Annotated in this window: 12 protein-coding genes and 1 pseudogene; 7 read left to right on the top strand and 6 right to left on the bottom strand. The window is 60.4% G+C overall.

The window, feature by feature from the left end:
• The first annotated feature begins 14 nt into the window (after nt 1-14).
• Genes AC27VU_RS13310 through tssA form a run of 3 tightly spaced genes read left to right on the top strand, consistent with a single transcriptional unit; the run spans nt 15 to nt 5,688 of the window.
• Nucleotides 15-791, top strand: coding sequence for a DotU/TssL family secretion system protein (locus tag AC27VU_RS13310; protein ID WP_103521738.1), 777 nt, complete (start codon nt 15-17; stop codon nt 789-791).
• Nucleotides 788-4,609: a type VI secretion system protein gene (locus tag AC27VU_RS13305; protein WP_488724242.1), complete on the top strand. Its 3,822-nt coding sequence runs from the start codon at nt 788-790 to the stop codon at nt 4,607-4,609. Before AC27VU_RS13310 ends, AC27VU_RS13305 begins: the two co-directional genes overlap by 4 nt.
• A complete protein-coding gene (tssA, locus tag AC27VU_RS13300) occupies nt 4,606-5,688 on the top strand; it encodes a type VI secretion system protein TssA (RefSeq protein WP_488724241.1) in 1,083 nt (360 codons plus the stop codon). Before AC27VU_RS13305 ends, tssA begins: the two co-directional genes overlap by 4 nt.
• Here the strand turns inward: tssA and AC27VU_RS13295 are convergent.
• The 5 genes and pseudogenes from AC27VU_RS13295 to AC27VU_RS13275 all read right to left on the bottom strand — a co-directional run bounded on the left by AC27VU_RS13295 (nt 5,685) and on the right by AC27VU_RS13275 (nt 8,993).
• Complete coding sequence (locus AC27VU_RS13295; protein WP_103484407.1) at nt 5,685-6,653, bottom strand: 2-hydroxyacid dehydrogenase; 969 nt, start codon at nt 6,651-6,653, stop codon at nt 5,685-5,687. The genes tssA and AC27VU_RS13295 overlap by 4 nt on opposite strands.
• Nucleotides 6,654-6,824: 171 nt before the next feature.
• Nucleotides 6,825-7,253 carry a hypothetical protein gene (locus AC27VU_RS13290; protein ID WP_103484406.1) on the bottom strand — a complete coding sequence of 143 codons (429 nt, stop codon included), beginning with the start codon at nt 7,251-7,253 and terminating at the stop codon, nt 6,825-6,827.
• Nucleotides 7,254-7,267: 14 nt separating this feature from the next.
• Nucleotides 7,268-7,503 (bottom strand): annotated as a pseudogene (locus AC27VU_RS13285) (DUF4822 domain-containing protein); the annotation flags it as partial.
• Nucleotides 7,504-7,861: 358 nt separating this feature from the next.
• Nucleotides 7,862-8,386, bottom strand: a complete 525-nt coding sequence (locus AC27VU_RS13280) for a cysteine hydrolase family protein (RefSeq protein ID WP_488724240.1) — start codon at nt 8,384-8,386, stop codon at nt 7,862-7,864.
• Between the two features lie 223 nt (nt 8,387-8,609).
• Nucleotides 8,610-8,993: a tautomerase family protein gene (locus tag AC27VU_RS13275; RefSeq protein WP_262142875.1), complete on the bottom strand. Its 384-nt coding sequence runs from the start codon at nt 8,991-8,993 to the stop codon at nt 8,610-8,612.
• A gap of 203 nt (nt 8,994-9,196) precedes the next feature.
• On the opposite strand from AC27VU_RS13275, the gene AC27VU_RS13270 reads away from it, so the two are divergent.
• The 4 genes from AC27VU_RS13270 to AC27VU_RS13255 all read left to right on the top strand — a co-directional run bounded on the left by AC27VU_RS13270 (nt 9,197) and on the right by AC27VU_RS13255 (nt 12,902).
• Nucleotides 9,197-9,418, top strand: coding sequence for a hypothetical protein (locus AC27VU_RS13270; RefSeq protein WP_488724239.1), 222 nt, complete (start codon nt 9,197-9,199; stop codon nt 9,416-9,418).
• 52 nt (nt 9,419-9,470) lie between these two features.
• Nucleotides 9,471-9,641: a hypothetical protein gene (locus tag AC27VU_RS13265; protein ID WP_488724238.1), complete on the top strand. Its 171-nt coding sequence runs from the start codon at nt 9,471-9,473 to the stop codon at nt 9,639-9,641.
• A 252-nt stretch (nt 9,642-9,893) separates the two neighbouring features.
• A complete protein-coding gene (locus AC27VU_RS13260; protein ID WP_488724253.1) occupies nt 9,894-11,174 on the top strand; it encodes an HAAAP family serine/threonine permease in 1,281 nt (426 codons plus the stop codon).
• An 81-nt stretch (nt 11,175-11,255) separates the two neighbouring features.
• Nucleotides 11,256-12,902: a SulP family inorganic anion transporter gene (locus AC27VU_RS13255; protein ID WP_201137926.1), complete on the top strand. Its 1,647-nt coding sequence runs from the start codon at nt 11,256-11,258 to the stop codon at nt 12,900-12,902.
• 73 nt (nt 12,903-12,975) lie between these two features.
• Here the strand turns inward: AC27VU_RS13255 and acnB are convergent, their stop codons facing one another.
• Complete coding sequence (acnB, locus tag AC27VU_RS13250; protein WP_225138908.1) at nt 12,976-15,585, bottom strand: bifunctional aconitate hydratase 2/2-methylisocitrate dehydratase; 2,610 nt, start codon at nt 15,583-15,585, stop codon at nt 12,976-12,978.
• Nucleotides 15,586-15,679: the final 94 nt, after the last annotated feature.

The raw sequence follows: 15,679 nt of genomic DNA, 5'->3' as shown, positions 1-15,679 counted from the left end.
ACAAGGAACGCAGCATGTCGGAAGGGACTGCCGGGGCCGGAACGAGAAATCTGAGTTTGCAGGACGCGCCGCTCAGCAGCGCATTTCGGCAGACGTGGCAGCAATGGTCGCTGGACTGGAGCCAGTTGCCCAAGGACCGCGAGGACGAGGCGGCTCTGGTCGAAACCGTGGTCGAACTCTCGACTCAGGCCTCGCAACGATTGTGGCGCACGGCGTACTCACGGGTGGGGGATTCGGCCACTGAGCAAGTCAAGGCACTGGTCTATGCCTTTGTCGCGCTGGTTGATGAAACCCTGTTGTTCAGCCCGTGGCCGGGGCAATCGGCCTGGCAGAGCAAACCGCTGGAGTCGCGCCTGTATTCGACGCGCCAGGCCGGCGAGCAACTGCCGGCGGCGATTCAAACAGTGCTCGATGAACAACAACCGACCGCTCGCGATCTGGCCAACGTCTACCTGCAGTGCCTGATCCTCGGTTTTCATGGGCGACTGCGCGGCGAACACAGCCAGGCGCAGTTGGAGAAGTGGCGGTTGGCGTTGTTCAACTTCGCCTGGCAAGACGAGGCCGACTATGCCGATGTCAGTCAGCGCCTGGTACAACCCTCGCAGGTACCGCCGTTGCAGCTACCGGTACGCACGGCGTTGCCGGACGGCTTTCGCCTGGCGCTGGGGATTGTGGCGATGGTGCTGTTGCTGACCGGGATCGGCCAGTTTCTGTGGCGTGACATTCGTTCGGAACTGGAGCCGGTGCTGCAGATGAGCGATTCAGTGGCGGCCCCGGAGCAAGATTCATGAGCACTTTGACGATCGTCGCGTGGGTGGTCGCGCTGTTGTTGCTGCTGGTGATCATCGCGGTCGCGGTGTGGTGGCTGCGCACCCAGAGCGGCGCGGCGATCCGCAGTTTCTACGCTTCGGTGCGGCACATGGAGCAAGAGCAGGGCACCCATGATCGTTATCAAATGCCGTGGTTGTTGATGCTCGGGGACGAAATCCAGGGCACGCAACTGGTCAACGAATGGCACCTGCAACCCACCGACAAACCGGCGTGGTTCGGCCGCTGGTGGTCGGACCCCGAGGGCGCGGTGCTGGTGGTGCCGCAAGCATTGTTCTTGCCTGAGGACGGCATGCACCTGCAACGCGGCGGCTGGTGGCGTCTGCTCGGGCTGATTTTACGCCTGCGCAGCAAACGTCCGCTGGACGGGGTGATCTGGACGGTGCCGGTCAGTCGTCTGGACAACCTGGAGCAGGCCACCCAACTCGGTCTGGCGGCGCGTCGGCGCTTCATCGATCTGCTGCAACGGTTCGGTTTGAGTGTGCCGGTGTATGTGATCGTCACGGGTCTTGAAGAACTGCCCGGGTTTCAGGAACTGATCAGTGCGCTGCCGGATGAGGCCCGTGATCGCACCCTGGGCTGGTCATCGCCCTATGCGCGCGATGCGGTCTGGCAGGGGCAATGGAGCGACCAGGCGCTGGACAGCTTGCACCGGGCTCTGGCCGAGGCGGTGATCGAAATCGGCACTTTGTCCGGGCACCTGAGCGCGGACCTGTACGCGTTGCCGGAACGTCTGGAAAGCCTGCGCCGTGGCCTGCAGAACGTATTGGAGCCGGTATTTCAGGGCAACGCGCAGGGTGAGGCGCCGTGTTTTCGCGGCGTGTATTTCAGCGCGAATCAGCCGGCCGATGATGCGCTCGACGGGTTTTCCGCCGATGACAACGGCTTGCAGCGCAGTGCGTTCGTGCGCCAGTTGTGGCGCCAGCGCCTGGTCGGCGAACGAGGGCTGGCCCAGGGCGTGCCGCGCCTGTTGCGCTTGCGTCAGCGCTGGCAACGGATCACTGCCGGCGTCGCGCTGGTGGTCGGAGTATTGTGGGCGGTGGCGATGTTCTGGGTCTGGCACGACTCGGTACGCGATGCCCACGAACTGGCGCGGCTGATGCAGGGCGCGCAGAAGAGCTATGTCGCCGTCACCGACGAAGCGCATCGCATCGAGCCGACCCGGCGCAATGTGCAGAGCTTCTGGCGCGTGCTGGAAAAAGCGCCGCACTGGCACTACGTGTCGTTGGTGTTTCCGACCTCGTGGTTCTCCTCTTTCGATAGCCGGATCGAACAGGAACTGTTCCGCTCGACCCAGCGCCATATGCTGGTGCCGCTGCACGATCTGCTGGTGGCGGAGCTGGCGAAAATCAAGGCGATTCGCAGCACTGATCGGCGCTCCAGCGTCGAAAGCGAAGACCCGGCGCAATGGCAGAACTACCAGAAGGCCACGGATCTGGTGGATCGCGCACTGCGTCTGGAGCAACAGAATCAGTTGTTCGGTGAAGTGCAGAACAACCAGCGAGTGCCACTCGATGACCTGGTGCAACTGAGCAACAGCGCGCTGTCACTGAATCTCAACGCCGCCACCGTGCCCCATGCCGCTTATTACAACCGACTGCTGGCGGCAGGGGATGGCGGTGACTTGCAGGCGTTGGACCTGAGCGTCGAGCGGCCGCTGATTGTCAGCAATTTCACCGGGCTGATGGAGCGCTGGCTCGATCAGTACTTCCTCGCCGACAACTTTGTCAGCAAGGCCGGTTACCTCAAGCTGCATCTGGAGCAACTGGAGGCGGGCAGCGGCAACAGCCTGAGCGAGCTGGAAGATCTGCGGGCACTGATTGATGATCTGCAAGCGGCGATCGCCCTGACCAACTCGACCTGGAGTCGCGGCAAGGGCCAGGAACTGGTACCGGGCTACCGCGACTTTCTCGACAAGGTACGCAAGAGCACATTGCTCGGGCCTGCCGTTGAACAACAACTCGATGCCCAGGCGAGCAAGTTGCAGCAGAGCTTTCGCGACCAGTGGATCGCCCAGGTCGGTACTCGCGGCAACTTGCTGGTGCAGCAGGGCAGCGGGCAACTGGCGTTGCAGGATCAGGTGGTGAAACTCAACAACGCCGTGCAGGCGCTGTTCAGGCGCGACTTCGTTTCGATCGCGATGCGCGCCACGCAGGACAACGTCAATATGCAGGGTCAGACCGTCGACGGCGATGACCTTAATACCTCGTTGAGCTACTTCGCCAGCTACAAAAGTTATGTCGCCGAAGAGCTGCCGCGCATCCCGCCGGTGTATCGCGATGCCTTGCTGCAAGCGGCCGAAACTGCCGCCGCCCAGGCGATGTGGCTGAGCCTCAAGGATCACAACGACCAGACTCAGCCGTACGCGGTATTCAACGTTCAGGCCGAACAGGCGATGGCCCTGCAAAAAGCCTTTGTCGAGGTGCACCGCAGCGACCTCGCCGCGCGTCTGCAAGGCGCATTGAACCGGCGGGCGCTGGCGCAGATCGTCAGCGGTCTTGAAGAAATCACCGCGCAACCGTTGTTCGGTGGCCGTACCGAAATCAGTCAGTGGAACGGTTCGAAAAACCTCGGCCTGCAGCTGTACGGTGCCAGTGATGTGCAGGATCTGAAACTGAGTCTCAAACAGCAGTTCAACACCATGCTCGGCATCACCGAACGTCGCGCGCCGGCCCTGCAGTGGCTGATGACCCAGCAGGGCAACCTGTCGGCGCTGGATTACGAACGAGTGACCCAGTTCAGCGCGCTCAACGATGAATTGCTCAAGTACAAGGACGCCAACCCGGCGAGTTCCCCGGCGCAGATCGAGCAATTGGTCAGTCGTGATTTCATCGAGATGGACACCGGTTCCTGCCTGCAGGTTCTGCAAACGGCCAACCTGGCGGGTGGGCGTGGCACGCTGGCGATGCGTGCGGTGGAGTTGCAGCAGTCGGCGATGCAGCGTTGCCAGTTCCTGCAACAGCAAGAAGCGGCCACGGCCTGGAATGAACTGGCCAACTATTTCAATCAATACCTGGCCGACCGCTTCCCGTTTGCCAACGGGGTGCAGGCGCAGGACGCCGACCCGTCACGGGTCCAGCATTTTCTGGAAATCATCGACAAGCGCCTGCCGGTGGCGCTGGCCGGACTGGTCTTGAGCCAGACTCCGGAGCGCCTGGCCGCCGAAGACTTTCTCAACCGCCTGAAGCAGGCCAGCGTGTGGCTGACTCCGCTGTTCGTGCGCGACAAGAGCGGCATCCTCGGGGTGGAACTCGACGTGCGCTGGCGCACCGACCGCGAGGAAGAAAGGGGCGCCGATCAGGTGATTGCCTGGGGCTTGCTGGCGGGTAATCAGCAGATCAACTACCCCGGCGTCGAACAGCCGAACCTGCGCTGGATGGTCGGCCAACCGATCCGCCTGACCCTGCGCTGGGCACGCAACGGCAAGGAGCGTCCGGTCAACGATCCGCTGCAACCGAACCTGGTGGTGCGCGACATGGAGGCCGGTTGGGAGTACGGCGGGCCGTGGTCGCTGCTGCGCTTGATGCGTGCGCACTTCTCGGTGCAGCGTCAGCCGAATATGGATTACACCGATTTTCCGCTGGCGTTGCGCCTGCCGGTTACGGCGGCGACCGACAGCGTCACCAGCGAATTCACGCGGATGTTCGTGCGCCTGTCGCTGATGAGCCAGGGCTCGAAATTGCCGCTGTCGATCTCGCCATTGCCTACCCGCGCACCGCGTTCACCCTTTCAGATGACCAACACGACCGCTGCCCTCGAAGCCTCCAAGGAGAATCTGTGAGCCTGCCTTTGACAACCTTGCCAGAGCTGATCGACCAGTTGCTCGCGCCGATCAGTGCCGAGGCGCCGTGTGGTGTCGATCTGCGTTATGAACGCGAGTTCGACCAGTTGCGCGATCTGCGCCGCGAAGACGATGCGAGCCTGCCGACCGGGGTCTGGCAATCGACGCTCAAACGCGCTAACTGGCCGGAAGTCGAGAAACTGACCACTTGCTTGCTGCTGGAGCGCAGCAAGGATTTGATGCTCAGCGCCTGGCTCGGTGAAGCGTGGCTGCACCTGCAAGCGCTGGACGGGTTGCCCGGCAGTCTGGCGCTGATCGCCGGATTGTGTGAACGTTTTCCCGAGCACCTGCACCCGCAAGCCGAGGACGGCGATCAGTCGTGGCGGGTGATTCCGCTGGAATGGCTGGTGCGCCGGTACTGTGAAATTTTGCTGACCCGGGTGCCGTTGTTCGGCGCGAACAACAGTGATTTCGAGGTTTATACCCTTGAAGTCTGGCGTCGCCTGAAAGTGCAGCAGGTTCAGGCCAATGACAGTAAAGGCGCAAAGACTTCGGCGGAAAATGCGCGCAACGAACAGAAACGGCTCGGTGAGCAGATCCGCGCGACGCCGCTGGCATTCTGGCTGCGCACGCAGGGCAGTCTGCTGTTGAGTCTGCAACACCTGCAACGTCTCGATGCGTGGAGTGATGCTTATCTGGGCGATCAAGGGCCGGGCTTCGGGCCATTGCAGCAAACCATTGAGGCGCTACTGACGCTGGTTCAGGAGTTCATCGCCATGCACCCACAACAACCGACGCCCGCGCCTGCACCACTCGAGACGCCTGTCGCCGTGGCGCAGGTTGTCGACGAGGCGCCGGTGGCTCAGGTGTTACGCGAGCCGGCCAGTCGTGAAGAGGCTTACCGCCAATTGCTGCTGATCGCCGAATACCTGGCGCGCACCGAGCCTCACAGCCCGGTGCCGTACCTGATTCGACGCGGAGTCGAGTGGGGTAATAAACCACTGAGCGAATTGCTCGGTGAACTGATCAGCGCCGACGCTGAATCGCGGCGTTTGTGGACGTTGCTCGGCGTGCTTTAGCGCACGCGTTGATGGCCTGTTTTCGGCGGTAACTGAATCGGCGTCAGCACGGGTTGCCCCGAGAAGAATGCCGTAAGGTTTTTCCCCACCAATTCCACCGTGCCTTGCGTGGCCTCCGGCGACAGACCGGCGACATGCGGGGTCAGTATCACGTTGCCGAGCGTTTTCAATGCGTCCGGTACTTGTGGTTCGTGGTCGAATACATCCAGCGCGGCGCCAGCGATTCGCCGTTGTTCCAGTGCCGTGATCAGCTCGGCGGTGGCGATCACACTGGCGCGAGCAATATTGACAATGAATCCCGCAGGCCCGAGCGCGTCGAGCACCGGACGCGTCACCAGATGCTGAGTGCCAATTCCGCCCGGCGTGGCGACGATCAGAAAGTCCGAGGCCCGCGCCAGTTCGGTCGGCGTCGAGCAGAAGGTGTAGGGCACATCGCTGCGCACCTGGCGGTTGTGGTAGCTGATCTGCATGTCAAAACCGAGGTGCGCGCGCTTGGCGATCGCCATGCCCACCGCGCCGAGCCCGAGAATCCCCAGGCGTTTGCCGGCCAGCGACGGGCGCATGATCTTCGGCCATTCACCGCGACGCACGGCGGCGTCGCAGCGCGGAATGTCGCGCACCAGCGCCAGCAGCATCGCCATCGCGTGATCGGCCACCGACGACGCGTTGACCCCGGCACCGTTAGTCACGGTGATGCCGCGATCACTGGCAGCCTGCAGGTCGACATGCTCGTATCCGGCGCCGATCACGGTAATGATTTTCAGCGCGGGCAGGGCCGCGATTTCGTCGGCGGTCAGGCCCAGCGGGCCACGGGTCAATACCGCATCGATGCGGCTACCGTGGCTGGCGATGGCTTGCGCACGTTCGGCAGGCGTGGGGGCGAGGATCAGGTGAAAGCCCTGATGCTCGAGAATCGGCAAATAGTCATTGATGGTTTCAACCAGTACCAGAACGGTTGCGGGCATTGCGCGGCTCCTGTGATCGTCGGCGGGGCAGGTTGCGAAATTCGGTTCAGAGTGCTGAATGCGGAGCGGCTTGGCAATCATGCTGATTCGCGTTGTGGTGTTCTGATTCTGGACGGCTTCGCGCAAGAAGCAAGGGCGGCAGCACACCGGCTATCCAGTGTGCTGACGGGATCATTGCGCTGTTTGGGCTTTGGTTTGTTCGGCCAGGGCAATCGGTTTGAAATCGTAGGTGGGATAGAACTCGGTTCGGTAACTGCCCCACGCGGTGTTTTCCAGTGCGAGGTTGACTTCGGCCAGGCGCGATGCCGGGAAGCGCACGGTGACCACTTGGCCGATGCCCATCATGATGTTCCAGCTCACCACTTCCACCCCGGCCGGGGGAAAGGTTTTATAGAACCCCTGTTGCGCGAGCTGGGCCTTGAGTTCGCTCAGCGGTCGCGACTGATCGTGTTTCAGGAACACGGTCAACATCATCGCGTTGTCTGCTGTAGCGACAGCATCCTTGACCGGCGGGGTGGCAGCTTGCGCACTGACGCCTGCGCAATAGGCCGAGGAGATCAATAGCGTCGACATGAGCAATGCTTTCATTGTTTTTTGCATGGTGGACTCCTGGTTTATTGTTGGGTGGCGGACTTTGTCTGGATCACTCCGGTATAAGGAGCATGAGCGACGTAGATCCGTATAGGCGGATTCTCATTGCGCATGTCGCGTGGCACTTCCCGGTAATAAAGAAATAACCACCACCGCCGTTGTTGTATTTTGATTCGCCCGTGTCGGTGTGGAAGAACTCATAACGATTGCGTTCGGGATCCCATGTCGAAATTCCCACTACGCCCGGGTAATTCGCTTTGCGTTCTTTGATTCCGTGAACTCAATGCCAGAAAAATATAGGCCCGTAGTTGTGAATTGTTCAATGGCTGAGTATTCGCTTGTAACAAAGAGTTGTTATTTTGCATTGCGTAACGTTTTGTTCGATTTGTTTTTGCTGGTTTAGGTTGTAGGAATTATCTGAAATCCCGGAATGAATTTAATTCGGGATGGGCGTTAGATGAAGTCAATGCCCAGAACTATGGGGTAGTCCTCGGTTATTGATTTCGGTGAACGCGGATCAACATTAAACATCCTTGTAGGAACACCGATGCAGTTACAAATACTGCATTGACGTAACCGCACTACAGTGCGGCGACGTCAATTCGCAGGGCGGCGGGTCAGAACGTCACGTCGGCACTGTTGATCAACCGGGCGAAGGCAGCGCCGAGGGTTGCGTTGTGGTGATTGATGATCGCCTGCGCGGCGAGCGCGGGGGTGTCCATGCACGTGTGAGCGTCGGCCACGAGCACGGGTTTGAAACCGAGGTCGGCAGCGGCGCGGCAGGTGCTGTCGATGCAGAACTGGCTTTTCATTCCGACGATATACAGGTCATTGATCTGCGCCGATTCGAGTCGGCGCGCCAGGTCCGTGCCGTGGAAAGCATTGGGGCGGGATTTGTTGAAGAGGGTATCGACTTCTGCATCCAGCTCCAGTGCCGGCAGCAATTGCCAGAATGGGCTGCCCGCAGCAATCGGCGAACCTTCCGGCCCGGTGTGGCGCACGGCGAAGATTGGCACGTGTTGTTGGCGAGCCAGAACAATCAGGCGTTGGATATTGGCGAGGAAGCGTTCGCCGTCATGGGGTTGTTCCGGGCCATGGAACAGACCGACCTGCATATCGATGATCAATAGTGCTGCGGACATGGTGTTTCTCCTTGAGTGACTCACTGGTTTGCAACAGCAGCCGCACGGACGGGAGAAACAAAAAGGCCCCGTCCATTGCTGGCGGGGCCTTGGGTTTGCTGCGCGGGTTTTACCTCATGCACAAACACCACGACCCGCCGGTGGCGGTCGTGGTGGTGGTACGGGTGAGGTGCAGCGCGCAAACGTTCATGTGGCCGATGATGCGGGGGCCCGTGGCGGGCTGTCAACTGGCGTATTGGGCGATGCCGTTGCCGAACGACCAGTTCTCTTTTTTGACCTCAACCAGATTGATGAACACGTCCTCCAGACGAATGCCCAGATGGGTGTTCAGGTTCTGGGCGATGGTCTGGTACAGCGCTTTTTTCTGCTCCAGGGTCCGGCCTTCATTGAGGGTGATCTGGATGATCACCAGCTGATCGGTGCGTTGGATGCCCAGGTATTGCGGGTCGAAGATGAAATGCTCGCCGTCGTGTTCGTTGAGGATCTGGAAGTTATCGTGCTCCGGGACGTTGATGGCGCTGCGCATGGCGGCGTAGATCTGTTCGCCGATGCGTTTGGCGAAGGTGGGATCGGCGTGTTTTTTGATTTCGACGCGGACGAGGGGCATGGGCAGAGACTCCGTGGGGCAGGGGACTCCTCTCACGCTAGAGCATGTCGGCCAAATTGAAAGTGTGGAGTGATGAATTCGCCGCTGTTTTTGTATGAGGCTGCCTACAATTTTCGCGGATTTTGCCTACGAATTTGGCAGATGCATCTGCTATCGGAATGGTGATGAACGCGAAATCATGTGGGCACAAAGCAGCCCGGGCAATGACTGCCAATCGCCAAGGAAGGCAAATGCTTCAAAACAATCGAGAACACCTGGAACTCGAAAGGCTCCGAAATGAAACACGCAAACTCATCGCCGAAAGAAAAAAACTTCTGGCGGAAGAAAAGAAGCTAAGCAGGGAAACGTATTTATATCGGCTCGCCGTATTAGGTGCCCTGGTGACTGCAATCACTGCGGTAGCAAGTGTTTTTTTCAAGTTTTGAGTGTTTTTGTTTCACCACCGTCAGACCCATAAGCCAAAAAGGAAAAACGTACATGAGCACCTATGACCTCAAAGCCAGAATGGAAGAACTGGAACGTGAGCACGATGAGTGGGAAGAAAGAATGCGTATTAAAAACAAGGGCGATATGTACCCAATCTGGGGAATGTTGGCGTTCGGCCTGTTTTGCATGTCACTCGGATTTCTCCTGGCTCGATCGATCTGATCAAGTCCTGTCGTTCGAATTGGCGCTGAAACTTGCCGGAAAACGACATCTCGCGTATCCGTAGCCGACAGGATTTTTCCCGAAACGACAACCCGCTGATCTGCTCCGTACAACCATTCCTCAGCTAAGTCTTTGCTTCTGCTCATTTATCGCGGAGAATCGCGCCCCTGTTTCGGCCGGAGCATGTCTGTCGGTTTTTTCCGACGCGTCCTGACCGAGTGGCAAGTGACCGGAATGCGGAGATCCGACCGGATGAATGATCAGGCCAATAGCGTCGACGAACGCTATGAAACGGCAGCACCAGCTGAACTGTCGAGCTGGAATCGCCATGACACCACGTGGATGTTGGGACTGTTCGGGACGGCCATTGGCGCCGGTACCCTGTTTTTGCCGATCAACGCCGGTCTGGGTGGCTTTTGGCCGCTGGTGATCCTCGCGCTGCTGGCCTTCCCGATGACGTTCTTCGCCCACCGAGGCCTGACCCGCTTCGTACTTTCTGGTCGCGAAGGCGCGGACATCACCGACGTGGTCGAGCAGCATTTCGGCATCAAGGCCGGCGCGCTGATCACCCTGCTGTACTTCTTCGCCATTTTCCCGATCCTGCTGATCTACAGCGTCGGTCTGACCAACACGGTCGCCAGTTTCCTCGAACATCAACTGCACATCACGCCGCCACCGCGCGCGCTGCTGTCGTTCGTGCTGATCCTCGGCCTGCTGGCCGTGGTGCGTTGCGGCGAGCAGGTGATCGTCAAGGCGATGAGCCTGATGGTGTACCCGTTCATCGTTGCGTTGCTGTTCCTCGCGGTGTACCTGATTCCGCACTGGAATGGCGGCATTCTCACCACCGCTTCGCAAGTACCGGCGCCGTCGGCGCTGCTGCACACGCTGTGGCTGGCGATTCCGGTGATGGTGTTCTCGTTCAACCACTCGCCGATCATCTCGGCGTTTGCGGTGGACCAGAAGCGTCGCTACGGGGTCAACGCTGACCAGCGCAGCTCGCAGATCCTCTGCCGCGCCCACCTGCTGATGGTGGTGATGGTGCTGTTCTTCGTCTTCAGTTGCGTGCTGACCCTGTCGCCGGAACAACTGGCCGAAGCCAAGGCGCAGAACCTGTCGATCCTGTCGTACCTGGCCAACCACTTCAGCAATCCGACCATCGCGTTCGCGGCGCCGTTGATTGCGTTCGTGGCAATCTCCAAGTCGTTCCTCGGCCACTACATCGGTGCCAGCGAAGGCCTCAAGGGCCTGATCGTCAAGAGCGGCAAGCGTCCGGGCGCCAAGGCGCTGGATCGCATCGTGGCGGCGTTCATGCTGGTGGTGTGCTGGATCGTCGCGACCCTGAACCCGAGCATCCTCGGCATGATCGAGACCATCGGTGGCCCGGTGATCGCCGCGATTCTGTTCCTGATGCCGATGTACGCGATCCGTAAAGTGCCGGCGATGGCACGCTATCGCGGTCAGGCGTCGAACGTGTTTGTCACCGCCGTAGGTCTGGTGGCGATTTCGGCGTTGATTTATTCGCTGACGGCGTAAGCCAAAGCTCCAGATACTCAGCTACAGTGGCCGCTGTGCGTGATGCGCACAGCGGCTTTTTTTTCGTCTGGAGACAGTGGATTGTCGAGCGCGCCCCAACCTGTAGAACCACCCAATCGCTGGCAGGACATCCTCGCCGGTCTGTCGATTGCCGGTCTGTTGTTGCCCGAAGCAGTCGCTTATTCCACCATCGCCGCGCTGGCGCCCCAGGCCGGGGTGATCGCCTTGTTTGCCGGGTTACTCTGTTATGGGCTGTTTGGCACCAGTCGTTTTGCGATTGTTTCGGCCACTTCTTCCTCGGCGGCGGTGTTGGCGGCGGCGACTGCAACCCTGGCCAATGGCGATCCGCAGCTGCGTTCTACGCTGGCCATCGGGCTGGTACTGGTCAGCGGTGGGTTGTTCTTGCTGGCCGGAATATTCCGCTTGGGCACTGTCACGTCGTTTATCGCCAAGCCGGTGCTGCGTGGGTTTGCCTTCGGCTTGGCCCTGACCATCATCCTCAAGCAGGTCGCCAGCGTGGTCGGCGTGCATCTGACCGACGCCAATCTGGTGCGCTTCGCCCCGCAATTACTCGAACAACTGCCGCAATGGAACTGGCCGGCGGCGGCTGTCGCAGCGGTGGCGTTGCTGCTGTTGGGACTGTTTTCGCGCTTCCCACGGGTCCCCGGTGGTTTGCTGGTGGTGGTGATCGGCATTGTCGCCGGGCAATGGCTGAACCTGCCGGCTCATGGCGTGAGCATGATCGGTTTAATCGACCTGAGCCTTGAAGTGCCGAGCCTGCCGGTGTTGCCGTTTGCCGACTGGCTGCGGCTGGGTGAGGTCGGGTTCGCGCTGGTAATGATTCTGTACGCCGAGTCTTACGGTTCGATCAGCTCTTACGCGCTTAAGCACGGTGACCGTGTGACCTCCAACCGTGATCTGCTGGCGCTGGGTGCCTCGAATCTGTTGTCGGGATTGTTCCATGGCATGCCGGCGGGGGCCGGGTATTCGGCGACGTCGGCGAACGAGGCTGCCGGGGCGACTTCACGCTGGGCTGGTGGGGTGGCGGCGCTGGTGGTGCTGGTGATCGTGCTGACGGTACTGCCGTGGATCGCTCTGACGCCGGAGCCGATTCTGGCGGCCATCGTGATTCATGCGCTGGCGCGGGGCTTGAGTCTGCAGCCGCTGGGGCGCTATTTCGTCTGGCGCCGGGATCGGGTGCTGGTGTTGTGCGCGGTGGGGGCGGTGCTGGTACTGGGCATTCTCGACGGGTTGCTGGTGTCGGTGGCCATCAGCGTGCTGCTGATGCTCAAACAGATGTCGGCGGCGGACATTCAGGTGCTCGGACGGATCGACGGCGGGCATGATTTTGTCGATCTGCAACGTCATCCAACGGCCACAACCGAGCCGGGAGTGTTGATTGTGCGGCCCAGTGAGGCGTTGTTCTTTGCCAACGTCGAGCGGATTCTCGGTGCAGCGTTGCGCCTGATTCGCCATTCGGAGGCGCCGGTGCACACGGTGATCCTGAGTCTGGAGGAAACTCCGGACCTGGACGGCACCAGCATCGAGGCGATGCAGGAGTTTTTCCTGCGGGTGCATCAGGAAGGCAAACGGTTGATTCTGGCGCGGCTCAAGCATGAGGCACTGGCGGTGCTGGAGGCGTTGCCTGAAGTGCAAGCAAATGGCGTGACGCTTAGCGGGCTGAGCGTTGATGGCGCGGTCCGGCAAGCCCTCAAACTCAACACTTAACCCCCGGTATTCCAAGGCATAAAAAAACGCCGCGCATCTCACGATGGGCGGCGTTTTCTATTGCTTTGTAACGTTAGGCTTGAACGACCGGGATCTTGGCGTTCGCAGCTGCTTCACGGAACTCGGCGATCTGGTCGAAGGACAGGTAGCGGTAGACATCGGCCGCCATGCTGTCGATCTTGCCAGCGTATTCCATGTACTCCTCGACGGTCGGCAGGCGACCCAGGATCGAAGCCACGGACGCCAGCTCGGCCGAAGCCAGGTAGACATTCGCGCCGTCGCCCAGGCGGTTCGGGAAGTTACGGGTCGAAGTCGAGACCACGGTGCTGTTCGGCTCAACGCGTGCCTGGTTACCCATGCACAGCGAGCAGCCTGGCATTTCCATGCGCGCGCCTGCTTTGCCGTAGATGCCGTAGTAGCCTTCTTCGGTCAGTTGGTGAGCGTCCATCTTGGTCGGCGGCGACAGCCACAGACGGGTAGGCAGCTGACCCTTGACCTGATCCAGCAGTTTACCGGCAGCGCGGAAGTGACCAATGTTGGTCATGCACGAACCGATGAACACTTCGTCGATCTTCTCGCCAGCAACGCTGGACAGCAGACGGGCGTCGTCCGGATCGTTCGGTGCGCACAGTACCGGCTCGTTGATGTCGGCCAGATCGATTTCGATGACTTCGGCGTATTCGGCGTCGGCATCGGCTTCCATCAGCTCAGGGTTGGCGATCCAGGCTTCCATCGCTTGAGCGCGACGTTCCAGGGTACGTGCATCGCCGTAGCCTTCGCCGATCATCCAGCGCAGCAGGGTGATGTTGGACTGCAGGTACTCGGTGATCGACTCTTTCGACAGCTTGATGGTGCAACCGGCAGCCGAACGTTCGGCCGAGGCGTCGGACAGTTCGAACGCCTGCTCCAGGGTCAGACCTTCCAGGCCTTCGATTTCCAGGATGCGGCCGGAGAAGGCGTTTTTCTTGCCTTTCTTCTCGACGGTCAGCAGACCGTTCTGGATGGCGAAGTAAGGAATGGCATGAACCAGGTCACGCAGGGTGATGCCAGGTTTCATTTTGCCTTTGAAGCGCACCAGGATCGATTCCGGCATGTCCAGCGGCATGACGCCGGTGGCAGCGGCGAACGCGACCAGGCCGGAACCGGCCGGGAACGAGATGCCCATCGGGAAACGGGTGTGCGAGTCACCACCGGTACCCACGGTGTCCGGCAGCAGCATGCGGTTCAGCCACGAGTGGATGATGCCGTCGCCCGGACGCAGGGAAACGCCGCCGCGGGTCATGATGAAGTCAGGCAGGGTGTGGTGGGTGGTCACGTCGATCGGCTTCGGATACGCCGCGGTGTGGCAGAAAGACTGCATCACCAGGTCAGCGGAGAAGCCCAGGCACGCCAGGTCTTTCAGTTCGTCACGGGTCATTGGACCGGTGGTGTCCTGAGAACCCACGGTGGTCATCTTCGGTTCGCAGTAGGTGCCAGGACGAACGCCTTGGCCTTCTGCCAGACCGCAAGCCTTGCCGACCATTTTCTGCGCCAGGGTGAAGCCCTTGGTGCTTTCAGCCGGTGCTTCAGGCTTCTTGAACAGATCGAATGCTGGCAGACCCAGTTCGGCGCGAGCCTTTTCGGTCAGGCCACGGCCGATGATCAGCGGAATACGACCGCCGGCACGGACTTCGTCCAGCAGCACAGGGGTCTTCATTTCGAAGGTGGTGATGACTTCGTCGGTACCGTGCTTGCAGACTTTGCCTGCGTGCGGGTACAGGTCGATCACGTCGCCCATGTTCATGTTCGACACGTCGAACTCGATTGGCAGTGCGCCGGCATCTTCCATGGTGTTGTAGAAGATCGGAGCGATTTTGCTGCCGAAGCAGAAACCGCCAGCGCGCTTGTTCGGCACGTAAGGGATGTCGTCGCCGAAGAACCACAGGACCGAGTTGGTCGCCGATTTACGCGAGGAACCGGTACCGACCACGTCACCGACGTAGGCGATCGGGAAGCCTTGGCCGCGCATCTCTTCGATCTGCTTCATCGGGCCGGTCTTGCCTTGCTCGTCCGGAACGATGCCGTCACGAGCCATTTTCAGCATGGCCAGGGCGTGCAGCGGGATGTCAGGACGCGACCAGGCGTCTGGCGCAGGGGACAGGTCGTCGGTGTTGGTTTCGCCGGTGACCTTGAACACGCGCAGGCTGATCTTGTCGGCCAGTACCGGGCGCTTCTTGAACCACTCGCCGTCAGCCCAGGATTGCAGCACGGCTTTGGCGTGAACGTTGCCGTTCTTGGCTTTTTCAGCCACGTCGTGGAAGGCATCGAACATCAGCAGGGTGTGCTTGAGTTCTTCGGCAGCCACTGGCGCCAGTTCGGCGTTGTCCAGCAGTTCAACCAGGGTCACGATGTTGTAGCCACCCTGCATGGTGCCGAGCAGTTCTACAGCGCGCTTCTTGTCCAGCAGAGGGGAGGTGACTTCGCCTTTGGCCAGGGCCGACAGGAAACCGGCTTTGACGTAAGCGGCTTCGTCCACGCCTGGTGGTACGCGATTGGTGATCAGGTCAACGAGGAAAGCTTCTTCGCCAGCCGGAGGATTCTTCAGCAGCTCGACCAGGCCTGCAGTTTGTTCGGCGTTAAGCGGCTGGGGAACGATACCCAGGGCTGCACGCTCTTCGATATGTTTGCGGTAGGCTTCAAGCACAGTTATTACCCTCATCAGTGGTCCCAAATGGGTGTCCGGGACGCTCGTCGCGAAATGCTCGTACTCATGCGCTGCGCGGCGTTGTGGGCCGCTT

The sequence above is a fragment of the Pseudomonas sp. 14P5.3.2 genome, assembly GCF_057799175.1.
Note: the sequence above shows the minus strand (reverse complement) of the source record. Positions and strands in the feature narration are given on the sequence as shown.